Origin of the sequence: Pseudoalteromonas undina, assembly GCF_000238275.3 — a bacterium.
Classification (GTDB): domain Bacteria; phylum Pseudomonadota; class Gammaproteobacteria; order Enterobacterales; family Alteromonadaceae; genus Pseudoalteromonas; species Pseudoalteromonas undina.
In genome coordinates this window covers 55,509-72,005 of record NZ_AHCF03000003.1, presented here as the reverse complement: position 1 = coordinate 72,005, position 16,497 = coordinate 55,509, and the positions used below count along the sequence as shown (strand labels likewise).

Genomic DNA, 16,497 nt, shown 5'->3' with positions numbered 1-16,497 from the left:
CCGGCTTAAATATATAAACGTTCTTTTACAACCCAAAGGTAATACCATGCATCCAATGTTAAACATTGCGGTTCGCGCTGCGCGTAACGCAGGCAAACTTATTCTTCGTGCAAGTGAAGATTTATCAAAAGTTGAAGTGCAACAAAAAGGCACCAACGATTTAGTTACTAACATTGATAAAGAAGCCGAAGCCGTAATTCGTGACACTATTTTACGTTCTTACCCTGATCACTGCATCGTTGGTGAAGAGTTAGGCGAACACAAAGGTAAGGATGCTGATTACCAATGGATTGTTGACCCACTTGATGGCACAACTAACTTCATCAAGGGTATCCCTCATTTCGCAGTATCTATTGCACTTAAAGTTAAAGGTCGTTTAGACCAAGCCGTAATTTACGATCCAATTCGTGGCGAGCTTTTCACTGCTTCTCGCGGTCAAGGCGCACAGTTAAACAGCAAACGTTTACGTGTATCTAAAACTGTTGAACTTGCTGGTTCAGTTCTTGCTACAGGCTTTCCTTTCAAACAAAAACATCACTTAGATGCATACTCTGAAGCGTTTAAAGCGTTATTTGTTCACACAGCTGATATTCGTCGTGCAGGCTCTGCAGCCCTAGATATGGCGTATGTTGCAGCGGGTCGTGTTGATGGTTTCTTTGAAATTGGTTTAAAACCTTGGGATACAGCAGCAGGTGAGTTATTAGTTAAAGAAGCTGGCGGCATGGTTGTTGATTTTGCTGGCGGTAATAACTACAACGTGAGCGGTAACGTAATCTGTGGTGCACCTAAGCTAACACAGGCAATTGTTCGCGAAATGCGCCCAGTATTATCTGAGTCGTTATTACGTTAATCGTAATTACGTACTAAAAAAAGGAGCCTAGGCTCCTTTTTTGCTTTTGGTTAGCCACTTTTTTTACTATTGGATAAACGTACAATAGCGGGAGCAGGCCTTCTTCGATTACATATAAATAAGTAGCTTTGACGATAACGTTTTGCTTCTTTTTTAGCATCTGTCGCTAATGCCGCTACTTGATGACTATTTTTGCACTGCTGCAGATCAGGCTCAACTAAACCTATCGATAATGTAAGTAAAGGTACAAACTGCTTTTCGCCCTCTCGATTAGTTGCCCAATACCCTTTTCCAGCAATATGCTCTGGCGTAAAAAACACGCGTGACTGTAGTTCAAATTGCGTGATAATGGTATTACAAATCTCCACCGCATCTTTTTTTTCAAACACCACCATAAAGTCATCGCCGCCAATATGCCCGACAAAGTTAGCGCTGTGCGCACACGCTTTTACAGTAACATCGGCCAGAAGTTTTATTACGCTGTCACCACTGGCATAGCCATACAAATCGTTAAATTGTTTAAAGTGATTTAAATCGATATAAGCTAGTGAAAATGGCTGTTTATGTTGTAGACGCTGCTCTATTACCTCACTAATTGCCACATTACCCGGTAACATGGTCAAAGGGTTAGCATGTTGAGCGTGGCGGATTTTTTCTGCTGTAATGTGCTTTAGTATGTCTCTGAGCGGTGCCAAGCCTAAATACTTATTGTTGCAGGTGATAACAATATGGCGACGAATATCAAAGTCTTGCTCTGTTATTTGCTGGGAGACAATATCAAGCATTTGATTTTCATCAACCACCAAAGGTTGTTTATCCATTAACTCAGTGACTTCACATTTATCATAAAGTGCATGCCCATAAGGCGCGGCAAACACTTCTGTTAGCTGATCTTTGTGTAACAGCCCTATTGGCTGCTGACTGCTATTTAATACCGGTAAGCTGATTATGCTTTTGTCTTGCTCAAAAAGTGCATGAGCTTCTTTACAACGCGTATGACTGCTAATAGCAGGCTGAGCAACAGCAAGCACACCTATTGCCATTGATTGTTCAAACTTTGAGGCGGCTTGGGTCGAAGTGAGCGATTGTAACTGTTTACAGTTGTAGTCATAACTTGGCTGTTGACTCGGTCTTTCTAACAAGAACCCCTGAACATGACTTATGCCTATACTTTTAACTAAATCTAGCTCTTCGGAACGTTCGATTCCCTCTGCAATCACCGCTGTATTTGTTGCCCGTGCTAACACCATAATTGATTTTAGAAATTCTTTTTTAACTTCGCTTTGATCGCAATGATCAATAAAGTAACGATCAATTTTTACAATATCTGGGCATAACTGCGACCATTGCTTTAGTCCTGAATAACCTGCACCGAGATCGTCAATAGCAATCGTAAAGCCTAGCTCTCGATAATGAGCGATGGTTTTTAACAGTAAAAAGCCATCATCTACTTTTTCTTGTTCAGTTACTTCAATCACCACTCGATTGGCAGCAAGACCAAACTGTTCAATTAAATGTAAGGTTTCGCCTTTAGGGTGGCTCGGATCGAGTAGAATTTTTGGGCTGACATTTAAAAATAACTTCCCTTGCAGACTGAGTTTTACAAAATTTTCAATGGCGCGAGAACGGCATAAAAGCTCAAGCTCTGAAATCAATTGGTATTTATGAGCTGCTTCGAATAGCTTATTTGGCATGGCTAACGGACCATTTTTAGGGCCACGGCTAAGCGCTTCATACCCAATAATAGATTGCTTAGCTATATCGAAAATAGGTTGGAACAAGGTTGTTATTGCTCCTTGTTGCAAAATTGATTCTAAGACTTGTCGTTGCTCAGTCACTACTAGCTCAAATAAAAATTTAATAAGAGCAATAAAATACCAACTGAGTATGACTATTATGTGACTTATATAGGAGGCAATAAAAAACCGCTCACTAGGAGCGGTTTTGTTTTAAGAATAGTTTAATCTCAATTAAGGCATTGGATCTAAATCAGCGCCTTCTTTTTCAATCACTTCTGGTATTAAATCTTCTTTACTTACGCCCATGGCAATAGCCACCGAGCTGGCAACGTAAACTGAAGAGTAAGTACCAATAAACACACCAAATAGTAGTGCAGTAGCAAAGCCATGAATGGTTTGGCCGCCCCATACAAATAACGCAATCAGTACTAAAATAGTAGTGATTGAGGTTACTAAGGTACGGTTAAGTGTTTGCGTAAGCGAGATATCAATAATTTCAATCGTGTCGTCAATACGCACTTTGCGGAAGTTTTCACGAATACGGTCTGATACAACAATGGTATCGTTTAGTGAGTAACCTATCACGGCAAGTATTGCTGCCAAAATAGTTAAGTCAAACTCTAAACCAAGCACCGAGAATAAACCAATCGTAATGATTACATCGTGTAAAAGCGCGCCAACTGCGCCCACAGCAAAACGCCATTCAAAGCGAAACGCCACATAAATTAAGATACAAATAAGTGCAGTTAACATGGCAAGGCCACCCTGCTCTTTTAAGTCTTCACCTACGCTTGGGCCTACAAACTCAATGCGGCGCATTACTACGCTATCATCGGCTTGTTTAAGTGCAGCAATCACTTGGTTACCAATTACCTCTGCTTTTACATCATCACCACGAGGGGCTAAACGAACCAGTATCTCTTGGCTTGAGCCAAAAAGCTGCACCGATGCATCAGCAAAATCATTTTCAGCCAGTACATTACGTACTTTTTTCAGATCGGCAGGTTGCGAAAAACCCACCTCAACCGCTGTACCGCCAGTAAAATCTAAACCGAAATTTAAGCCTTTAACAAAAAGTGACGCCAGCGACGCTATAATTAATAACGTAGAAAAGCCCATTGCCACTTTTCGAAGAGACATGAAACGAAGGGTTTTTCCGCCCAATCTTAAAATTTGCATGTCTGCTCCTTAAATTGAAAGTTTATCAACACGTTTGCCACCAATAAATAGGTTGATCACCGCACGGGTACCTATAATTGCTGTAAACATAGAGGTTAAAATACCAATTGCTAGGGTTACCGCAAAACCTGCAACAGGACCGGTACCAACAGCAAACAAGATAATCGCCGCAATTAATGTGGTGATATTGGCATCAAAAATAGTACTAAAGGCGCTATCGTAACCAAAATGAACCGCTTGTTGAGGGCTGCGGCCATCGGCTAACTCTTCACGAATACGTTCAAATATAAGTACGTTCGCATCAACTGCCATACCAACAGTCAGTACAATACCAGCTATACCCGGTAGAGTAAGCGTTGCACCTGGAATTAACGACATAACACCAATAATAAGTACTAAGTTGGCAGCCAGTGCAATATTCGCAACAAGGCCAAAACCTTTGTAGTAAATAAGCATAAAGGCCAGTACAAACGCAAAGCCAAGAGCTACAGCGGTCATACCTGCTTCAATGTTTTCTTGACCTAGGCTTGGCCCAACCGTACGTTCTTCTACAATTTGAATAGGCGCAACTAGTGCACCCGCACGTAGTAGTAAACTTAAGTTATGTGCTTCAGCTGGGTTATCAATACCGGTAATGCGGAATGAACGGTCAAGACGCGCTTGAATGGTTGCTACGTTAATAACTTCTTCCACTTTAATTGGCGGAAGTGCTTTACCGTCACTGTCTTTTTTACCTGATGGCTTGTATTCAATAAACACGGTAGCCATACGTTTACCGATAGCACGCTTGGTAAAGGCATTCATTTTTGCCCCACCTTTACTATCGAGTTTAATGCTTACTTGTGGACGCTGGTACTCATCTGCACCTGACTGCGCACCAGTAATATGGCTGCCTTCAAGAATAATGCGTTTTTTTAGTACCACAGGATAACCATCACGGCTCATGATCATTTCAGTACCCGGTGGGATACGACCTTGAGCAGCGGCGCTTATGTCAGCATTTTCGTCAACCTCACGAAACTCAAGCGTTGCCGTAGCACCTAAAATTTCTTTAGCGCGAGCGGTATCTTGAATCCCTGGTAATTGCACAATAATACGTTCAGCACCTTGACGCTGTACGTTTGGCTCTGCAACCCCAATTTGGTTGATACGGTTACGAATAATAGTTTCGTTTTGCTTGATAGCATAGTCACGAATTTCTTTTAGCTTTAGCTCACTCATAGTGGCAAAGAATGCGTTATCGTTACTGCTATCATCAATGTAAACGTTTAATGGGTAACGGCTTTCTAAAAAGCGCTCTGCAGCGTCTTTATCTTCTTCGTTACGCATTTCTACACGCATGCGCTCAGAACCAGCTACACGGCGCACACTACGATAACGTAGTTTTTCTTCACGCAGGTCGCTACGGAAATCTTGCTCCATTTGCTCTAACTGATTATCCACCGCAGTGACCATATCGATTTCCATGGTGAAATGTACACCACCACTTAAATCTAGGCCTAACTTCATAGGATTACCGCCCAGCGACTTTAACCAAGCCGGTTGTGCAGGAGCCATATTAATCGCTGAAATATAATCGTTACTTAGCGAGTTACGCAGTAAGTCTTGTGCTTTTAGTTGGTCTTCAACATTTTTAAAACGAACAAGAATTTGCCCATCTTCAAGCTTTGTCGATTTAGCGCTTACGTTATCTTTTTTGAGGATTGCGTTTACTTTGTCTACAACACTGAGGTCAACATCGGTGCCTTTAGCGCCAGAAACCTGTATGGCCGGATCGCGGCCATACAGGTTTGGTGAAGCATATAAAAGGCCAATGGCTAACACAGCTAAAACAAGTAAATACTTCCAAATTGGAAACTTGTTTAACACGGGGTCGTCCTTATTATTTTTATAGCGACTTCATTGTGCCTTTAGGCAATACAGCAGATACTGCTGATTTTTGTACTGTTACTTCTGCTTGCTCATTTAATGAGATCACGATGAAGTCTTTATCTTCAGCAATTTTTACGATTTTACCCACTAAACCACCTTGGGTTAGCACTTCATCGCCTTTTGCCATCGCGCTCATTAAGCTTTTATGCTCTTTTACGCGCTTTGCTTGCGGGCGGTAAATTAAAAAGTAAAAAACCAAACCAAAAATCGCTAACATAATTAGCATTTCCATACCGCCGCCTGCTGCAGGTGCACCAGCGCTTGCATGCGCGTTTGAAATAAATAAACTCATAATACTTCCTCTTTAATTTTTAAATTTTAAATTGTTGTATCAGCTAGCTCTGGCACTTCTTGGCCTCGGCGAGCGTAAAAATCGTGGACAAATGTCTCTAGTTGACCTTCGCTAATAGCATTACGCAAACCTTCCATAACACGTTGATAGTATCGTAAGTTATGGATAGTGTTTAGTCGTGCACCCAAAATTTCGTTACATTTGTCTAAATGATGCAAGTAGGCGCGCGAATAATTTTTACAGGTATGGCAATCACACTCTGGATCAAGTGGACCAGTATCTGTTTTATGCACTGCGTTACGGATTTTAATGGTACCCGTTGTAATAAATAAGTGACCATTACGTGCATTACGCGTTGGCATTACACAGTCAAACATATCAATACCACGACGAACCGACTCAACTAAGTCTTCTGGCTTGCCTACACCCATTAAATAACGTGGTTTGTTTTCTGGCATTTTATAAGCACAATGATCAAGAATATTAATCATTTCATTTTTAGGTTCACCAACCGATAAACCACCAAGCGCATAGCCATCAAAACCAATCTCTTCAAGGCCCGCTTGTGATTGTGCACGAAGCTCAGGATACATACCGCCTTGAATAATACCAAACAATGCTGATGGGTTGTCGCCATGCCCTTCTTTTGAGCGCTTAGCCCAACGAAGAGAAAGCTCCATAGAGTCTTTGGCTTCTTTTTCAGTGGCAGGATATGGCGTACATTCGTCAAATATCATCACGATATCTGAGCCAAGATCACGCTGCACTTCCATTGATTTCTCTGGCGACATCATAATTTGATCACCATTAACTGGCGATTGGAACATTACGCCTTCTTCAGTGATTTTACGCATTGCGCCAAGGCTAAATACTTGGAAACCGCCTGAGTCAGTAAGAATTGGAAAGTCCCAGTTCATAAAATCGTGTAAATCACCATGCTGTTTGATGATTTCAGTACCTGGACGCAACATTAAGTGAAATGTATTGCCTAAACAGATTTGTGCACCCGTTGCTTTAACTTCATCAGGTGTCATGCCTTTAACCGTGCCATAAGTGCCTACAGGCATAAACGCTGGTGTTTCTATTACACCTCGGTCAAAAATCAAGCGACCGCGGCGTGCTTTGCCATCGGTGCAGTCTAATTCAAATTTCATAATATCCTCTGTGTCGGAAAAACAGTCCAACAAGCTATAATTTAACCGCTCGATTCTACCCTTTTTGCCACCCTATTACTATTAGCAGTGATAAATTCACTGTGCTTAGGAGTAAAATAAAAACCGATAACGCTGTAAATTATTTACGGGTCAAAAACATCGCATCGCCATAGCTAAAAAAGCGATACTGTTGTTCAATCGCAGTATTGTAAGCACCCATAATATTGTCTTGCCCTGCAAAGGCACTGACCAGCATAATTAGGGTTGATTCAGGTAAATGGAAGTTGGTGACCATGGCATCAACAACGTTAAATTGATAACCCGGAAAAATAAAGATATCGGTATCGCCAAAGTAAGTATCTAGCTTGCCGCCATGTATTTTTGCAGCCGACTCTAGTGAGCGAACTGAAGTTGTACCTACCGCAATCACACGCCCGCCTTTGGCTTTAGTGCTTGCAACCGCATCCACCACAGCTTGCGGCACTTCAATATATTCAGAGTGCATGATGTGCTCATCAACACTTTCTACCCTAACCGGCTGGAATGTACCTGCGCCAACATGCAAGGTAACAAAGGCCATTTGTACGCCTTTATTTTTAAGTGCAGCCATGAGTTTATCATCAAAATGAAGGCCTGCTGTTGGTGCTGCAACGGCGCCTGGCTTTTCACCATATACTGTTTGGTATCGCTCTCGGTCCGCTTCATTATCTGGGCGATCAATGTAAGGAGGAAGCGGCATATGGCCAACATCATTTAAAATGTCGAGCACATTTTCACTGCGGTCAAACTCAAGCTCAAATAACGTATCGTGGCGTGCCACCATAATGGCTTTTGCTTTGCCCTCTAAAATGAGTACATTGCCCGGTTTTGGCGATTTACTAGCACGAATGTGCGCAAGAACCCGGTGTTCATCTAATACACGCTCTACCAGCACTTCAACTTTACCGCCAGATTCTTTTTGACCAAACATACGCGCAGGTATTACTTTGGTGTTGTTAAAAACCAATAAGTCGTTTTCGTTAACCAGTTCGAGAATGTCACTAAATATTTTATGCTCAACAGCACCGCTCGGCCCATCTAAGCTCAATAAACGGCTACTGGTTCTGTCTGCTTTAGGAAAACGAGCAATTAATTCATCAGGTAAGTCAAAGCTAAAATCAGCTACGCGCATTGTTAGAATTCCACATCATTTAAAATCGCGCCAAGTGTATACCCAAACCACCTCAAAATGCGAGTTTCAGTTGGAATTAAAAGCGATTTAGGCAAGGCATTGATTGCAAATAATAGTGGTTCTATTATTAATATCAATAACGCAGTATAAATCGCTTTTAAACCAACCCGTGGGCGTTTCACAGGGGCATACTCTCATCGTTGCTACTTCTTGAAAGGGACTACCATTACTGCAAAGTATCGCCTTGATATTAAGCCCTTGTGAAGCGCTGAATTCTGCATTTTGAGGTGGTTTGGGTATTTAACTATTAGTAACGAAGCTCAAGATACCCCCTATATTCTCCCTAATTACTATTACTAATGAAGCTCAAAATATCCCTTATATTCTCCCTAATTGGCCACTAATGAACTACATTTAAAATAGCGGTTAAATACGCTTGTTCTTATGGCTAAATATCATTACTCTTACAGTTTTATGATCTGCATTTCTCGGAGTGGTACCTAAGTGGCGAAACAGCTTAAATTGCTAATATTAAATGCAAGTAATGATGAGCGCCAGACTATACGTGCCACGCTGGAGAGGCTTAGTGTGTTTGAGTTTATTGAAGCCTCAGACAGCCAAGATGCGTTAAAAATCTTAAAGAATCAAAGCGTAAATATAATCATAACCGGCTTAGATGTAGGTAAAATTGATGGTTGGCGGTTTTCACGTATGATCCGCTCTGGTTTACTTAAAACGCCGAAAAACACGCCTATTTTGCTAATTCCGCCCATTTATTGTGAGCGGATCGCCGAAACTACCGCGCGTAGCTATGGTATAGATGCAGTACTGCCTTTTGAACGCCAAGATATATTGCCGCAAATACTAGCAAACGTGTTGTCGAGCCATTTAGAAAAAAGTAGTCGCTTAAACCTATTGTTATTAGAACCCTTTGCCAGCAGGGCAAATGATATGAGTGAACAGTTAAAGCTAAACTTTGCAATTACTCATGTTACTAACGAAAAAGCCGCGCTAAGTGCCTATAATCAGCAGCCGTTTGCTATCGTGCTACTCGATGCCACTGCAGCACAAGCTGAGAGTTCAAATCAATTAGTTGAAAAGATTCTGCAGCATAACCCTCAACAAGCCATTGTTACTATTATTGATAAAAACGATGCCGATTACGCTGAGCAGTTATTACTTTCTGGCGTTACCGATTTTATTCGTGCTCCTTACGATCCCTCATTTTTAAATAAAGTCTGTGATCATGCTGCTCGTCGAGAAGATTTTATGGTGAGCTATGCTGAGTTTGCTAATAAGGTACAGCAGCTAAGTATTAGTGAAGTTAAATATCGCGACCTATTTTCAGCGCATCAGCGTATTTTATTGCACTTGAACACGGTTGTACTTGAACTAGACCAACAAGGGAATATTCGCTTTATAAACCCTGCGTGGGAATCTCTGAGCGGCTTTGGAGTTAAGTCGACCTTACAACAACCACTCACTGCGTTTTGTACCACAGAATATAAACAGTCATTACAATCAACAATTAATGATATTTTACAAGGTGGCGCGAACAAACAAAAAATAGAAGTTAAACTGAGCCAAAAAAACGGTAACTCAGTATGGGTTGAATGTCGGCTTCAGTTAATAAAAAATAGCAGCAACAACGCCACTATCACCGCCACACTCGATAACATTCATGAGCGCAAACAAGCAGAGTTGCAATTACGCCATTTAGCCCTGCATGACACCTTAACAGGGCTACACAACCGTTATTATTTTGACCAACAGCTTAACTATATTTGCCAGAGCGAAAACACCCATACAAATATTGAACATGCGCTTATTTATATTGACCTTGACCACTTTAAAATAATAAATGACAGTAAAGGCCATCAACAAGGTGACATTGTTTTAAAAGAAGTAGCGCAGCTATTTATTGCCAATATAAGTAATGAGCATCTGATCTGCCGTGTCGGTGGCGATGAGTTTGCGGTGATACTTAAAAATACCAATTTATTGGATGCACATTTAATCGCAGAAGGAATTTGTAGTGCCATTGAAGGCAACCAATTTAAATCTGAAGAGCAAATCTATTCAATTAGTTGCTCGATTGGTTTAACCCAAATTACCGCTGATAACTGCGATCCAAATGAATGCTTAAAGCAGTCAGATATTGCGTTATATATTGCTAAAAATTTAGGTCGTAACTTAGTACATTGTTATTCAAAACAAGATGGTGAGAACAATGCGCTGCAAACGGGTTTAGAGTGGGGCCATGGGGTACGTCAAGCACTCCAACAAGACAGCATAGAGCTTCATTATCAACCCATTTGGGATTTTAAAACTAATCAGGTTGCCTACTTTGAAGTACTGCTAAGGTTAAAGCTAGACGACGAACTTATTTACCCTAATCAATTTATTCCCTCATTGGAAATGCTCAACGATACCTTTTTAATGGACCAATGTGTTATTCGTAACAGCATTGCGAGTGTTGCTGCACATCCAGAGCTTCTTCAAATTGCAATAAACTTATCGGCACAGTCATTTTTAGATGAGCGTTTGCTGCCATTAATAGAGTCGACCCTTGAGAAGTATCAAGTGTCTCCTGCGAAAATTATTTTTGAAATAACCGAATCGGCCAGTATTAATAATTTAGCGGCGACACGAAAAATGATTGAACGACTAAATAATTTAGGTTGCCACTTTTCAATTGATGACTTTGGCACCGGCTTCAGTACCTTTAATTACCTTAAACAATTACCAGCCCAACACGTAAAAATTGACGGCTCATTTGTTCGCGATATGCTCAATGACTCCATTGACTTAGCGCTAGTGAAAGCCATAAATGACATCAGTCGCTCACTAGATAAGCGCTCTGTTGCCGAATATGTAGAAACTGCAGAAGTATTTTTTGCACTTAAAGAAATTGGTATCGACTATGGGCAAGGCTACTTTATTGCTCGCCCTGTACCAATTGACAAGGTACTGATTGAGTTAGAAAAAATTAAAAACAACCCTATTTTTTATCAAGACACCCTCACGTCACTATAAACATTAATAAACAAATTTAAGCAATTTATTACTTCCAAATTTGCCCATCTAACCTATACTTTGCTTATCGGCAGCACAATGTCATGAAAATTAAGTGATTACCTTAATTTTACGTGACATCTTTATTTCTTATCGTCTAGATGTCTATACTGTTAAAGGTGGACATAGGGGCATAAGGAGGATGTTTATGACGCAACTAATCACGTTATTATTGTTTATACACTTTGCTATTGCGCTTCAATGTTACAAGTATGCCCAGATTAAAGGCTACCCTGTAAAAACCTTTACAGTGCTTGGGCTAGTCCCGTACTTTAATGTTGTTGTATGGGTTTACTTACTATTTTTACCGCCGCTAGAGAGCTACCACAGCCAGCATAAGCAGCCTCTATAATTCCCCGTGTTATTTAGCGTATTAATTAAAATACGCTTTTTTTACCTATTTAAAATCAACACTGCACTGCTTTTTCAAAAAGACCTCTAGTTGTTGGCTAAACAATTTAAAGTCACGAATGCGCCCTGTTGTTTTACGCCACAATACACCAATATCGCGATAGGCATCGCCTTGCGATGGCGTAGCTAGCATGTTTTTGTTTTCTAAAATACCCGCATTAATCGCCATTTGCGGCAAAAACGTCACGCCAAGTTTATACTCAACCATACTCAATAAAGTATGTAAGCTAGCCGCCTCAAAGGGGTTTATACAGCTAGAGCGATTTAAATGGCACGCACTGAGCGCATGCCCTGTCATACAGTGTTCTCGCTCAAGTAAAAATACACTGGCTTCTGGTAATAAATTAAAGTCTTCAATGCCTTTGGCTGGTGTGTAGTCTTTATGGTGCACTAAACTAAAGTGATCTTGCGCTAATACTTGGGTATGAAATTTATCGGTTTCGTAGGGCAGCGCTAATAATGCTAAATCAATTTGACCATGCTCTAACTTATCAAGTAACTTATCGCTGGTGTCTTCAATCAATACCAACTCTAAATCTACAAATGTTTGCTGACAAAAGTGATACAAAGGCGCTGCAATAAAGCTCGCAATCGTAGGAATAACACCTACCGTTAATGTACCACTAAGTGGTGTTAAAAAGCTTTTAGTTAACTCTTTTAAACTAATAGTATCGTTGATTATTTTTCTTGAACGCTCAACCACCTCTTCACCAATAGTGGTAAACATTAGGCTGCGATTTTCTCGCTCTATAAGCTGACATCCTAAAGTTTCCTCTAGGTTTTGAATCGCAGTACTGAGCGTTGACTGACCAATAAAACAGGCACTTGCTGCTCGGCCAAAATGTTGATGTTGATGCACAGCTAATAAATACTGCAGCTGTTTAATACTAGGGAGATTGGTCATTTTTCTTTCCACAAATAAAAAGACCCCAACACCAAGGGCATTGAGATCTTTTCAAGCTAAAAGTCTTTTAAGTACTTTTTATTAAACCCCAAAGGCGGTTCTTAGTACGTAGAAAATAACAATAGCAAGGGCAGCACCAACTGGCAATGTAATTACCCAAGAAACTACAATATTTCTTATTACACCCATGTTAAGTGCGGCAATCCCACGTGCCATACCTACACCCAACACAGCGCCTACTAGGGTTTGTGTGGTTGAAATAGGTAAGCCTGTGCCCGATGCAATAACAACGGTAGAGGCAGCAGCTAATTCAGCAGCAAAACCACGGCTTGGTGTTAAATGAGTAATACCTTCACCAATGGTTTTAATTACTTTTTTACCTAAAATAGCAAGACCGGCAACAATACCTAAACCACCTAGTGGTAATATCCACCAAGCAATAGCGGCTTTCTTCGCAATTTCACCATTGTTTTCAACAATGTTTACAACAGCAGCTAGAGGCCCAATTGCATTAGCAACATCGTTAGAACCATGAGCGAATGCCATACAACAAGCTGTTAGTACCATAAGTACCGCAAATACTTTTTCTACATTGTTAAACTGCATTTCTCTATCCGCTTTAGGATCGATATTTAAACGAGAAATAGCAATTTTACCAATAACAGCAACCAGTACCGCTATACCAATAGAAATAGCAAAACCTTCAATAGTACCTAAATTAATACCAATGTGCTTTAAGCCTTTTTTAATGGTCACAAGAGCCATGATAAAGCCAGCTAAACCCATGTATATTGGTACAAAGCGCTTTGCATTTTTAAGTGGAGCGTCGGTGTCAAAAATCAGCTTTTGCGCACTCATAAATATTAAGTAAGCTATAAAACCTGATATCGCTGGCGTTACAACCCAGCTACCTACAATACCGGCAACTTTACCCCATTGAATAGCCTCTGTACCTACTGCAACTAGAGCAAAACCAATAATAGCGCCAATGATTGAATGAGTAGTCGATACCGGCCAACCTAAAAATGAGGCCATTAATAACCAACTGCCTGCGGCGAATAAAGAGGCGATCATACCTAAAACCATCAGCTCAGGAATATCGGCAAATGGGGCCGCATCAATAATCCCTTTACGAATTGTTGATGTTACTTCACCACCCGCTAAATAAGCACCTGCGAACTCAAAAATCATCGCGATAAAAATCGCTTGTTTAATGGTAAGTGCTTTTGAACCTACTGATGTACCCATCGCGTTGGCAACGTCATTTGCGCCAATACCATAAGCCATAAAAAAGCCGACTGCTGCGGCAATTAAAATTAATACCGTGCCGTAAGATGCAATGATATCCATTGTGTAACCTTAATCTTTCGTGTTTGAACTGATTTTAAATTAACGAGCTAACATCAGCTCAAGACGTGATCCTACGCGCTCTGCAATATCTGCAAGCTCGCCAACCCATTCAATGATTTTGTATAAAAACATCACATCAACTGGATTTAGCTCACTTTCTACTTTACGTAGTTGGCGGCGTATTCTAATTTGCATTTCATCCGTGTCTTGTTCTATGGCATCCAATTCTACGAGCATTTTTTCAACCAGAGTTACTTCTCTGCCTTTAAAGCCCGTTTCTAACAATTCTTCTAACTCATTGATCGCTTTAGATGCTTGTTTAGTTGCATCAACACAACGAGTTACGTATGCCAAAAAGTCTTCTTGAATCTCTTTTGGTATGATCATCTCACGACCAATTACACGCCCAGCAATGTCTTTTGCCTTGTTAGCAATTTTGTCTTGTTGGGTTACTAATTCGAGCAGATCTGTACGCTCTACCGGCATAAATAATCCGCCAGGTAATTGTAAACGTATAGTTCTTTTCATTTCATCAGCTTCACGTTCTATATTACGAATGGTTAAACGTAGCTCTTCTGCTTGTTGCCACTCTTCTTTAAAAACATGATTAAAAAAAGGTATCAAACTTTCGCTAGCTTGATGAGCCTTTCTGATGTGTTCTTCTATTGGCTTTATAGGTGATTTTGCAAAAACACCTAAAAAATTTGTTGGCATAACTGACCCTTTAATCAATTCAATATGCTGTTCAACCTGAATTTTACAGCATTAAGCTAGATTGTGAACGCTTTTTCTTATTCAATTATTTACAAAAAATAAAAAAGGCAGTGTATTACTGCCTTTGATATTTTTTAGTTATTCGTATCACTACAGTGATTTTTCAATATCTTCTTGAGATGTATGACGAATATCTTTGCCGTTTACAAAATAAATGACATATTCAGCGATGTTTTGACAACGATCACCGATACGCTCTAATGAGCGAACAGACCATACTAAATCCATAATTTTTGGAATTGAGCGCGGATCTTCCATCATGTAGGTCATTATTTGACGAGTAATTGCTTCATACTCTCTATCTACTTTAGCATCCTCTTTATGCACTTCAAATGCGCGTTGCACATCCATACGTGCAAACGCATCTAAAACGTCATGCAACATTTTAGATACTTGGCGACCCATATTTTCAATGTTTACTAATAAATCTTGTTGATCCTTAGTAAATGAGTCTAGTGCAACTTTAGCAATTCGCTTAGCTTCATCGCCAATTCTTTCTAAATCGGCAATGGTTTTTGCTATTGCAATAACCAAACGTAAATCACTGGCTGCTGGTTGGCGCTTAGCAATAATACGGGTGCAATCTTCATCAATACTGACTTCCATTGCATTAACCTTGTAGTCGTTTTCACGTACTTTTTGTGCCAATACCGCATCGTTTTGACTTACTGCATCAAGCGCGCTATTAAGTTGTTGCTCAACCAATCCACCCATGCTTAATACATGGTTACGAACATCTTCTAGCTCTTGATTAAAACGACCAGAAATATGTTTATTAATGTTGTGTTCCATAATGACCTTCTTTAATAATTCATTGCTTTCGCGTTTTAACCCGACTAGCCGTAACGACCAGTAATATAATCTTCTGTTTTTTTCTTCGTAGGCGTCGTAAATAAGGTATTAGTATCAGAATACTCAATCAGCTCACCCATATACATAAACGCTGTTTGATCAGAAACACGAGCCGCTTGTTGCATGTTGTGAGTAACAATAACCACGGTAAACTTATTCTTTAAATCATTAATTAGCTCTTCGATTACTAAGGTTGAAATCGGATCGAGTGCTGATGTTGGTTCATCAAGTAGTAATACCTCAGGCTCGATCGCAATAGAGCGGGCAATAACTAAACGTTGCTGCTGACCACCCGATAAACCAAATGCGCTATCGTGCAGTCGGTCTTTTACTTCATCCCAAAGAGCCGCACCACGTAGCGATTGCTCTACCACTTCATCTAGCTTACGCTTTTCTTTAATGCCTTGCAGGCGAAGACCGTAAACCACATTCTCATAAATTGATTTTGGAAATGGGTTTGGACGCTGAAACACCATGCCAACATTACGACGAAGGGCTGCAACATCAACGCTTTTATCGTAAATATTTTGTCCATGCAGCATGATTTCGCCTTCAATACGACAAATATCAACCAAGTCGTTCATGCGGTTAATACAACGTAATAAGGTTGATTTACCACAACCTGACGGGCCGATAAATGCCGTTACTTGGCCTTTAGGAATATTCATATTTACTTTACTCAGTGCTTGTTTATCACCGTAGTAAAGGTCGAGATCTTTAATTTCTAGCGCTTTTTGTTCGTCTGTTAAATTATTTAAATCTAACTTCAAGCTTGGCTTTGCTTGGTTTACTTTTGGAGCGACTGTAATCATGT

Annotated in this window: 14 protein-coding genes; 3 read left to right on the top strand and 11 right to left on the bottom strand. The window is 40.4% G+C overall.

Annotated elements, in window-relative coordinates; all coding sequences use genetic code 11:
- Positions 1–46 precede the first annotated feature (46 nt).
- Positions 47–850: an inositol-1-monophosphatase gene (gene suhB, locus PUND_RS03925; protein WP_010391751.1), complete on the top strand. Its 804-nt coding sequence runs from the start codon at positions 47–49 to the stop codon at positions 848–850.
- A gap of 50 nt (positions 851–900) precedes the next feature.
- On the opposite strand, the gene PUND_RS03920 is transcribed toward suhB, so the two are convergent.
- The 6 genes from PUND_RS03920 to queA all read right to left on the bottom strand — a co-directional run bounded on the left by PUND_RS03920 (position 901) and on the right by queA (position 8,317).
- Positions 901–2,688, bottom strand: a complete 1,788-nt coding sequence (locus PUND_RS03920) for a GGDEF domain-containing protein (protein WP_041708856.1) — start codon at positions 2,686–2,688, stop codon at positions 901–903.
- 132 nt (positions 2,689–2,820) lie between these two features.
- Positions 2,821–3,768 carry a protein translocase subunit SecF gene (gene secF, locus PUND_RS03915; RefSeq protein ID WP_008466355.1) on the bottom strand — a complete coding sequence of 316 codons (948 nt, stop codon included), beginning with the start codon at positions 3,766–3,768 and terminating at the stop codon, positions 2,821–2,823.
- A gap of 9 nt (positions 3,769–3,777) precedes the next feature.
- Positions 3,778–5,637 (bottom strand): protein translocase subunit SecD, encoded by a 1,860-nt coding sequence (gene secD / locus PUND_RS03910; protein ID WP_010391748.1) that lies wholly within the window; start codon positions 5,635–5,637, stop codon positions 3,778–3,780.
- 19 nt (positions 5,638–5,656) lie between these two features.
- Complete coding sequence (yajC, locus tag PUND_RS03905) at positions 5,657–5,992, bottom strand: preprotein translocase subunit YajC (RefSeq protein WP_010391747.1); 336 nt, start codon at positions 5,990–5,992, stop codon at positions 5,657–5,659.
- A gap of 26 nt (positions 5,993–6,018) precedes the next feature.
- Entirely contained in the window at positions 6,019–7,146 is a 1,128-nt protein-coding gene (gene tgt, locus PUND_RS03900; RefSeq protein WP_010391745.1) for a tRNA guanosine(34) transglycosylase Tgt, read from the bottom strand.
- A 139-nt stretch (positions 7,147–7,285) separates the two neighbouring features.
- A complete protein-coding gene (gene queA / locus PUND_RS03895) occupies positions 7,286–8,317 on the bottom strand; it encodes a tRNA preQ1(34) S-adenosylmethionine ribosyltransferase-isomerase QueA (protein ID WP_010391744.1) in 1,032 nt (343 codons plus the stop codon).
- A 504-nt stretch (positions 8,318–8,821) separates the two neighbouring features.
- On the opposite strand from queA, the gene PUND_RS03890 reads away from it, so the two are divergent.
- Positions 8,822–11,353, top strand: a complete 2,532-nt coding sequence (locus PUND_RS03890) for an EAL domain-containing protein (RefSeq protein ID WP_010391741.1) — start codon at positions 8,822–8,824, stop codon at positions 11,351–11,353.
- Positions 11,354–11,540: 187 nt separating this feature from the next.
- Positions 11,541–11,744 (top strand): hypothetical protein, encoded by a 204-nt coding sequence (locus tag PUND_RS03885; RefSeq protein WP_010391740.1) that lies wholly within the window; start codon positions 11,541–11,543, stop codon positions 11,742–11,744.
- A gap of 45 nt (positions 11,745–11,789) precedes the next feature.
- Here PUND_RS03885 and PUND_RS03880 read toward each other — a convergent pair whose 3' ends face one another.
- The 5 genes from PUND_RS03880 to pstB form a co-directional block, all read right to left on the bottom strand.
- Positions 11,790–12,707, bottom strand: a complete 918-nt coding sequence (locus PUND_RS03880) for a hydrogen peroxide-inducible genes activator (RefSeq protein ID WP_010391738.1) — start codon at positions 12,705–12,707, stop codon at positions 11,790–11,792.
- Positions 12,708–12,788: 81 nt separating this feature from the next.
- Positions 12,789–14,057, bottom strand: coding sequence for an inorganic phosphate transporter (locus PUND_RS03875; RefSeq protein WP_010391737.1), 1,269 nt, complete (start codon positions 14,055–14,057; stop codon positions 12,789–12,791).
- Between the two features lie 39 nt (positions 14,058–14,096).
- Complete coding sequence (locus PUND_RS03870; RefSeq protein ID WP_010391736.1) at positions 14,097–14,771, bottom strand: TIGR00153 family protein; 675 nt, start codon at positions 14,769–14,771, stop codon at positions 14,097–14,099.
- Between the two features lie 150 nt (positions 14,772–14,921).
- Positions 14,922–15,623: a phosphate signaling complex protein PhoU gene (gene phoU, locus PUND_RS03865; RefSeq protein WP_010391735.1), complete on the bottom strand. Its 702-nt coding sequence runs from the start codon at positions 15,621–15,623 to the stop codon at positions 14,922–14,924.
- Between the two features lie 44 nt (positions 15,624–15,667).
- Positions 15,668–16,495 carry a phosphate ABC transporter ATP-binding protein PstB gene (gene pstB, locus PUND_RS03860; protein WP_008114812.1) on the bottom strand — a complete coding sequence of 276 codons (828 nt, stop codon included), beginning with the start codon at positions 16,493–16,495 and terminating at the stop codon, positions 15,668–15,670.
- Between the last annotated feature and the right edge of the window lie 2 nt (positions 16,496–16,497).

What these genes read in the sequence shown, in the direction of transcription:
- pstB (WP_008114812.1), bottom strand. Translation starts at nt 16,495, where the DNA reads ATGATTACAGTCGCTCCAAAAGTAAACCAAGCAAAGCCAAGCTTGAAG.
- PUND_RS03880 (WP_010391738.1), bottom strand. Translation starts at nt 12,707, where the DNA reads ATGACCAATCTCCCTAGTATTAAACAGCTGCAGTATTTATTAGCTGTG.
- queA (WP_010391744.1), bottom strand. Translation starts at nt 8,317, where the DNA reads ATGCGCGTAGCTGATTTTAGCTTTGACTTACCTGATGAATTAATTGCT.
- yajC (WP_010391747.1), bottom strand. Translation starts at nt 5,992, where the DNA reads ATGAGTTTATTTATTTCAAACGCGCATGCAAGCGCTGGTGCACCTGCA.
- PUND_RS03870 (WP_010391736.1), bottom strand. Translation starts at nt 14,771, where the DNA reads ATGCCAACAAATTTTTTAGGTGTTTTTGCAAAATCACCTATAAAGCCA.
- secF (WP_008466355.1), bottom strand. Translation starts at nt 3,768, where the DNA reads ATGCAAATTTTAAGATTGGGCGGAAAAACCCTTCGTTTCATGTCTCTT.
- suhB (WP_010391751.1), top strand. Translation starts at nt 47, where the DNA reads ATGCATCCAATGTTAAACATTGCGGTTCGCGCTGCGCGTAACGCAGGC.
- PUND_RS03875 (WP_010391737.1), bottom strand. Translation starts at nt 14,057, where the DNA reads ATGGATATCATTGCATCTTACGGCACGGTATTAATTTTAATTGCCGCA.
- PUND_RS03885 (WP_010391740.1), top strand. Translation starts at nt 11,541, where the DNA reads ATGACGCAACTAATCACGTTATTATTGTTTATACACTTTGCTATTGCG.
- tgt (WP_010391745.1), bottom strand. Translation starts at nt 7,146, where the DNA reads ATGAAATTTGAATTAGACTGCACCGATGGCAAAGCACGCCGCGGTCGC.
- phoU (WP_010391735.1), bottom strand. Translation starts at nt 15,623, where the DNA reads ATGGAACACAACATTAATAAACATATTTCTGGTCGTTTTAATCAAGAG.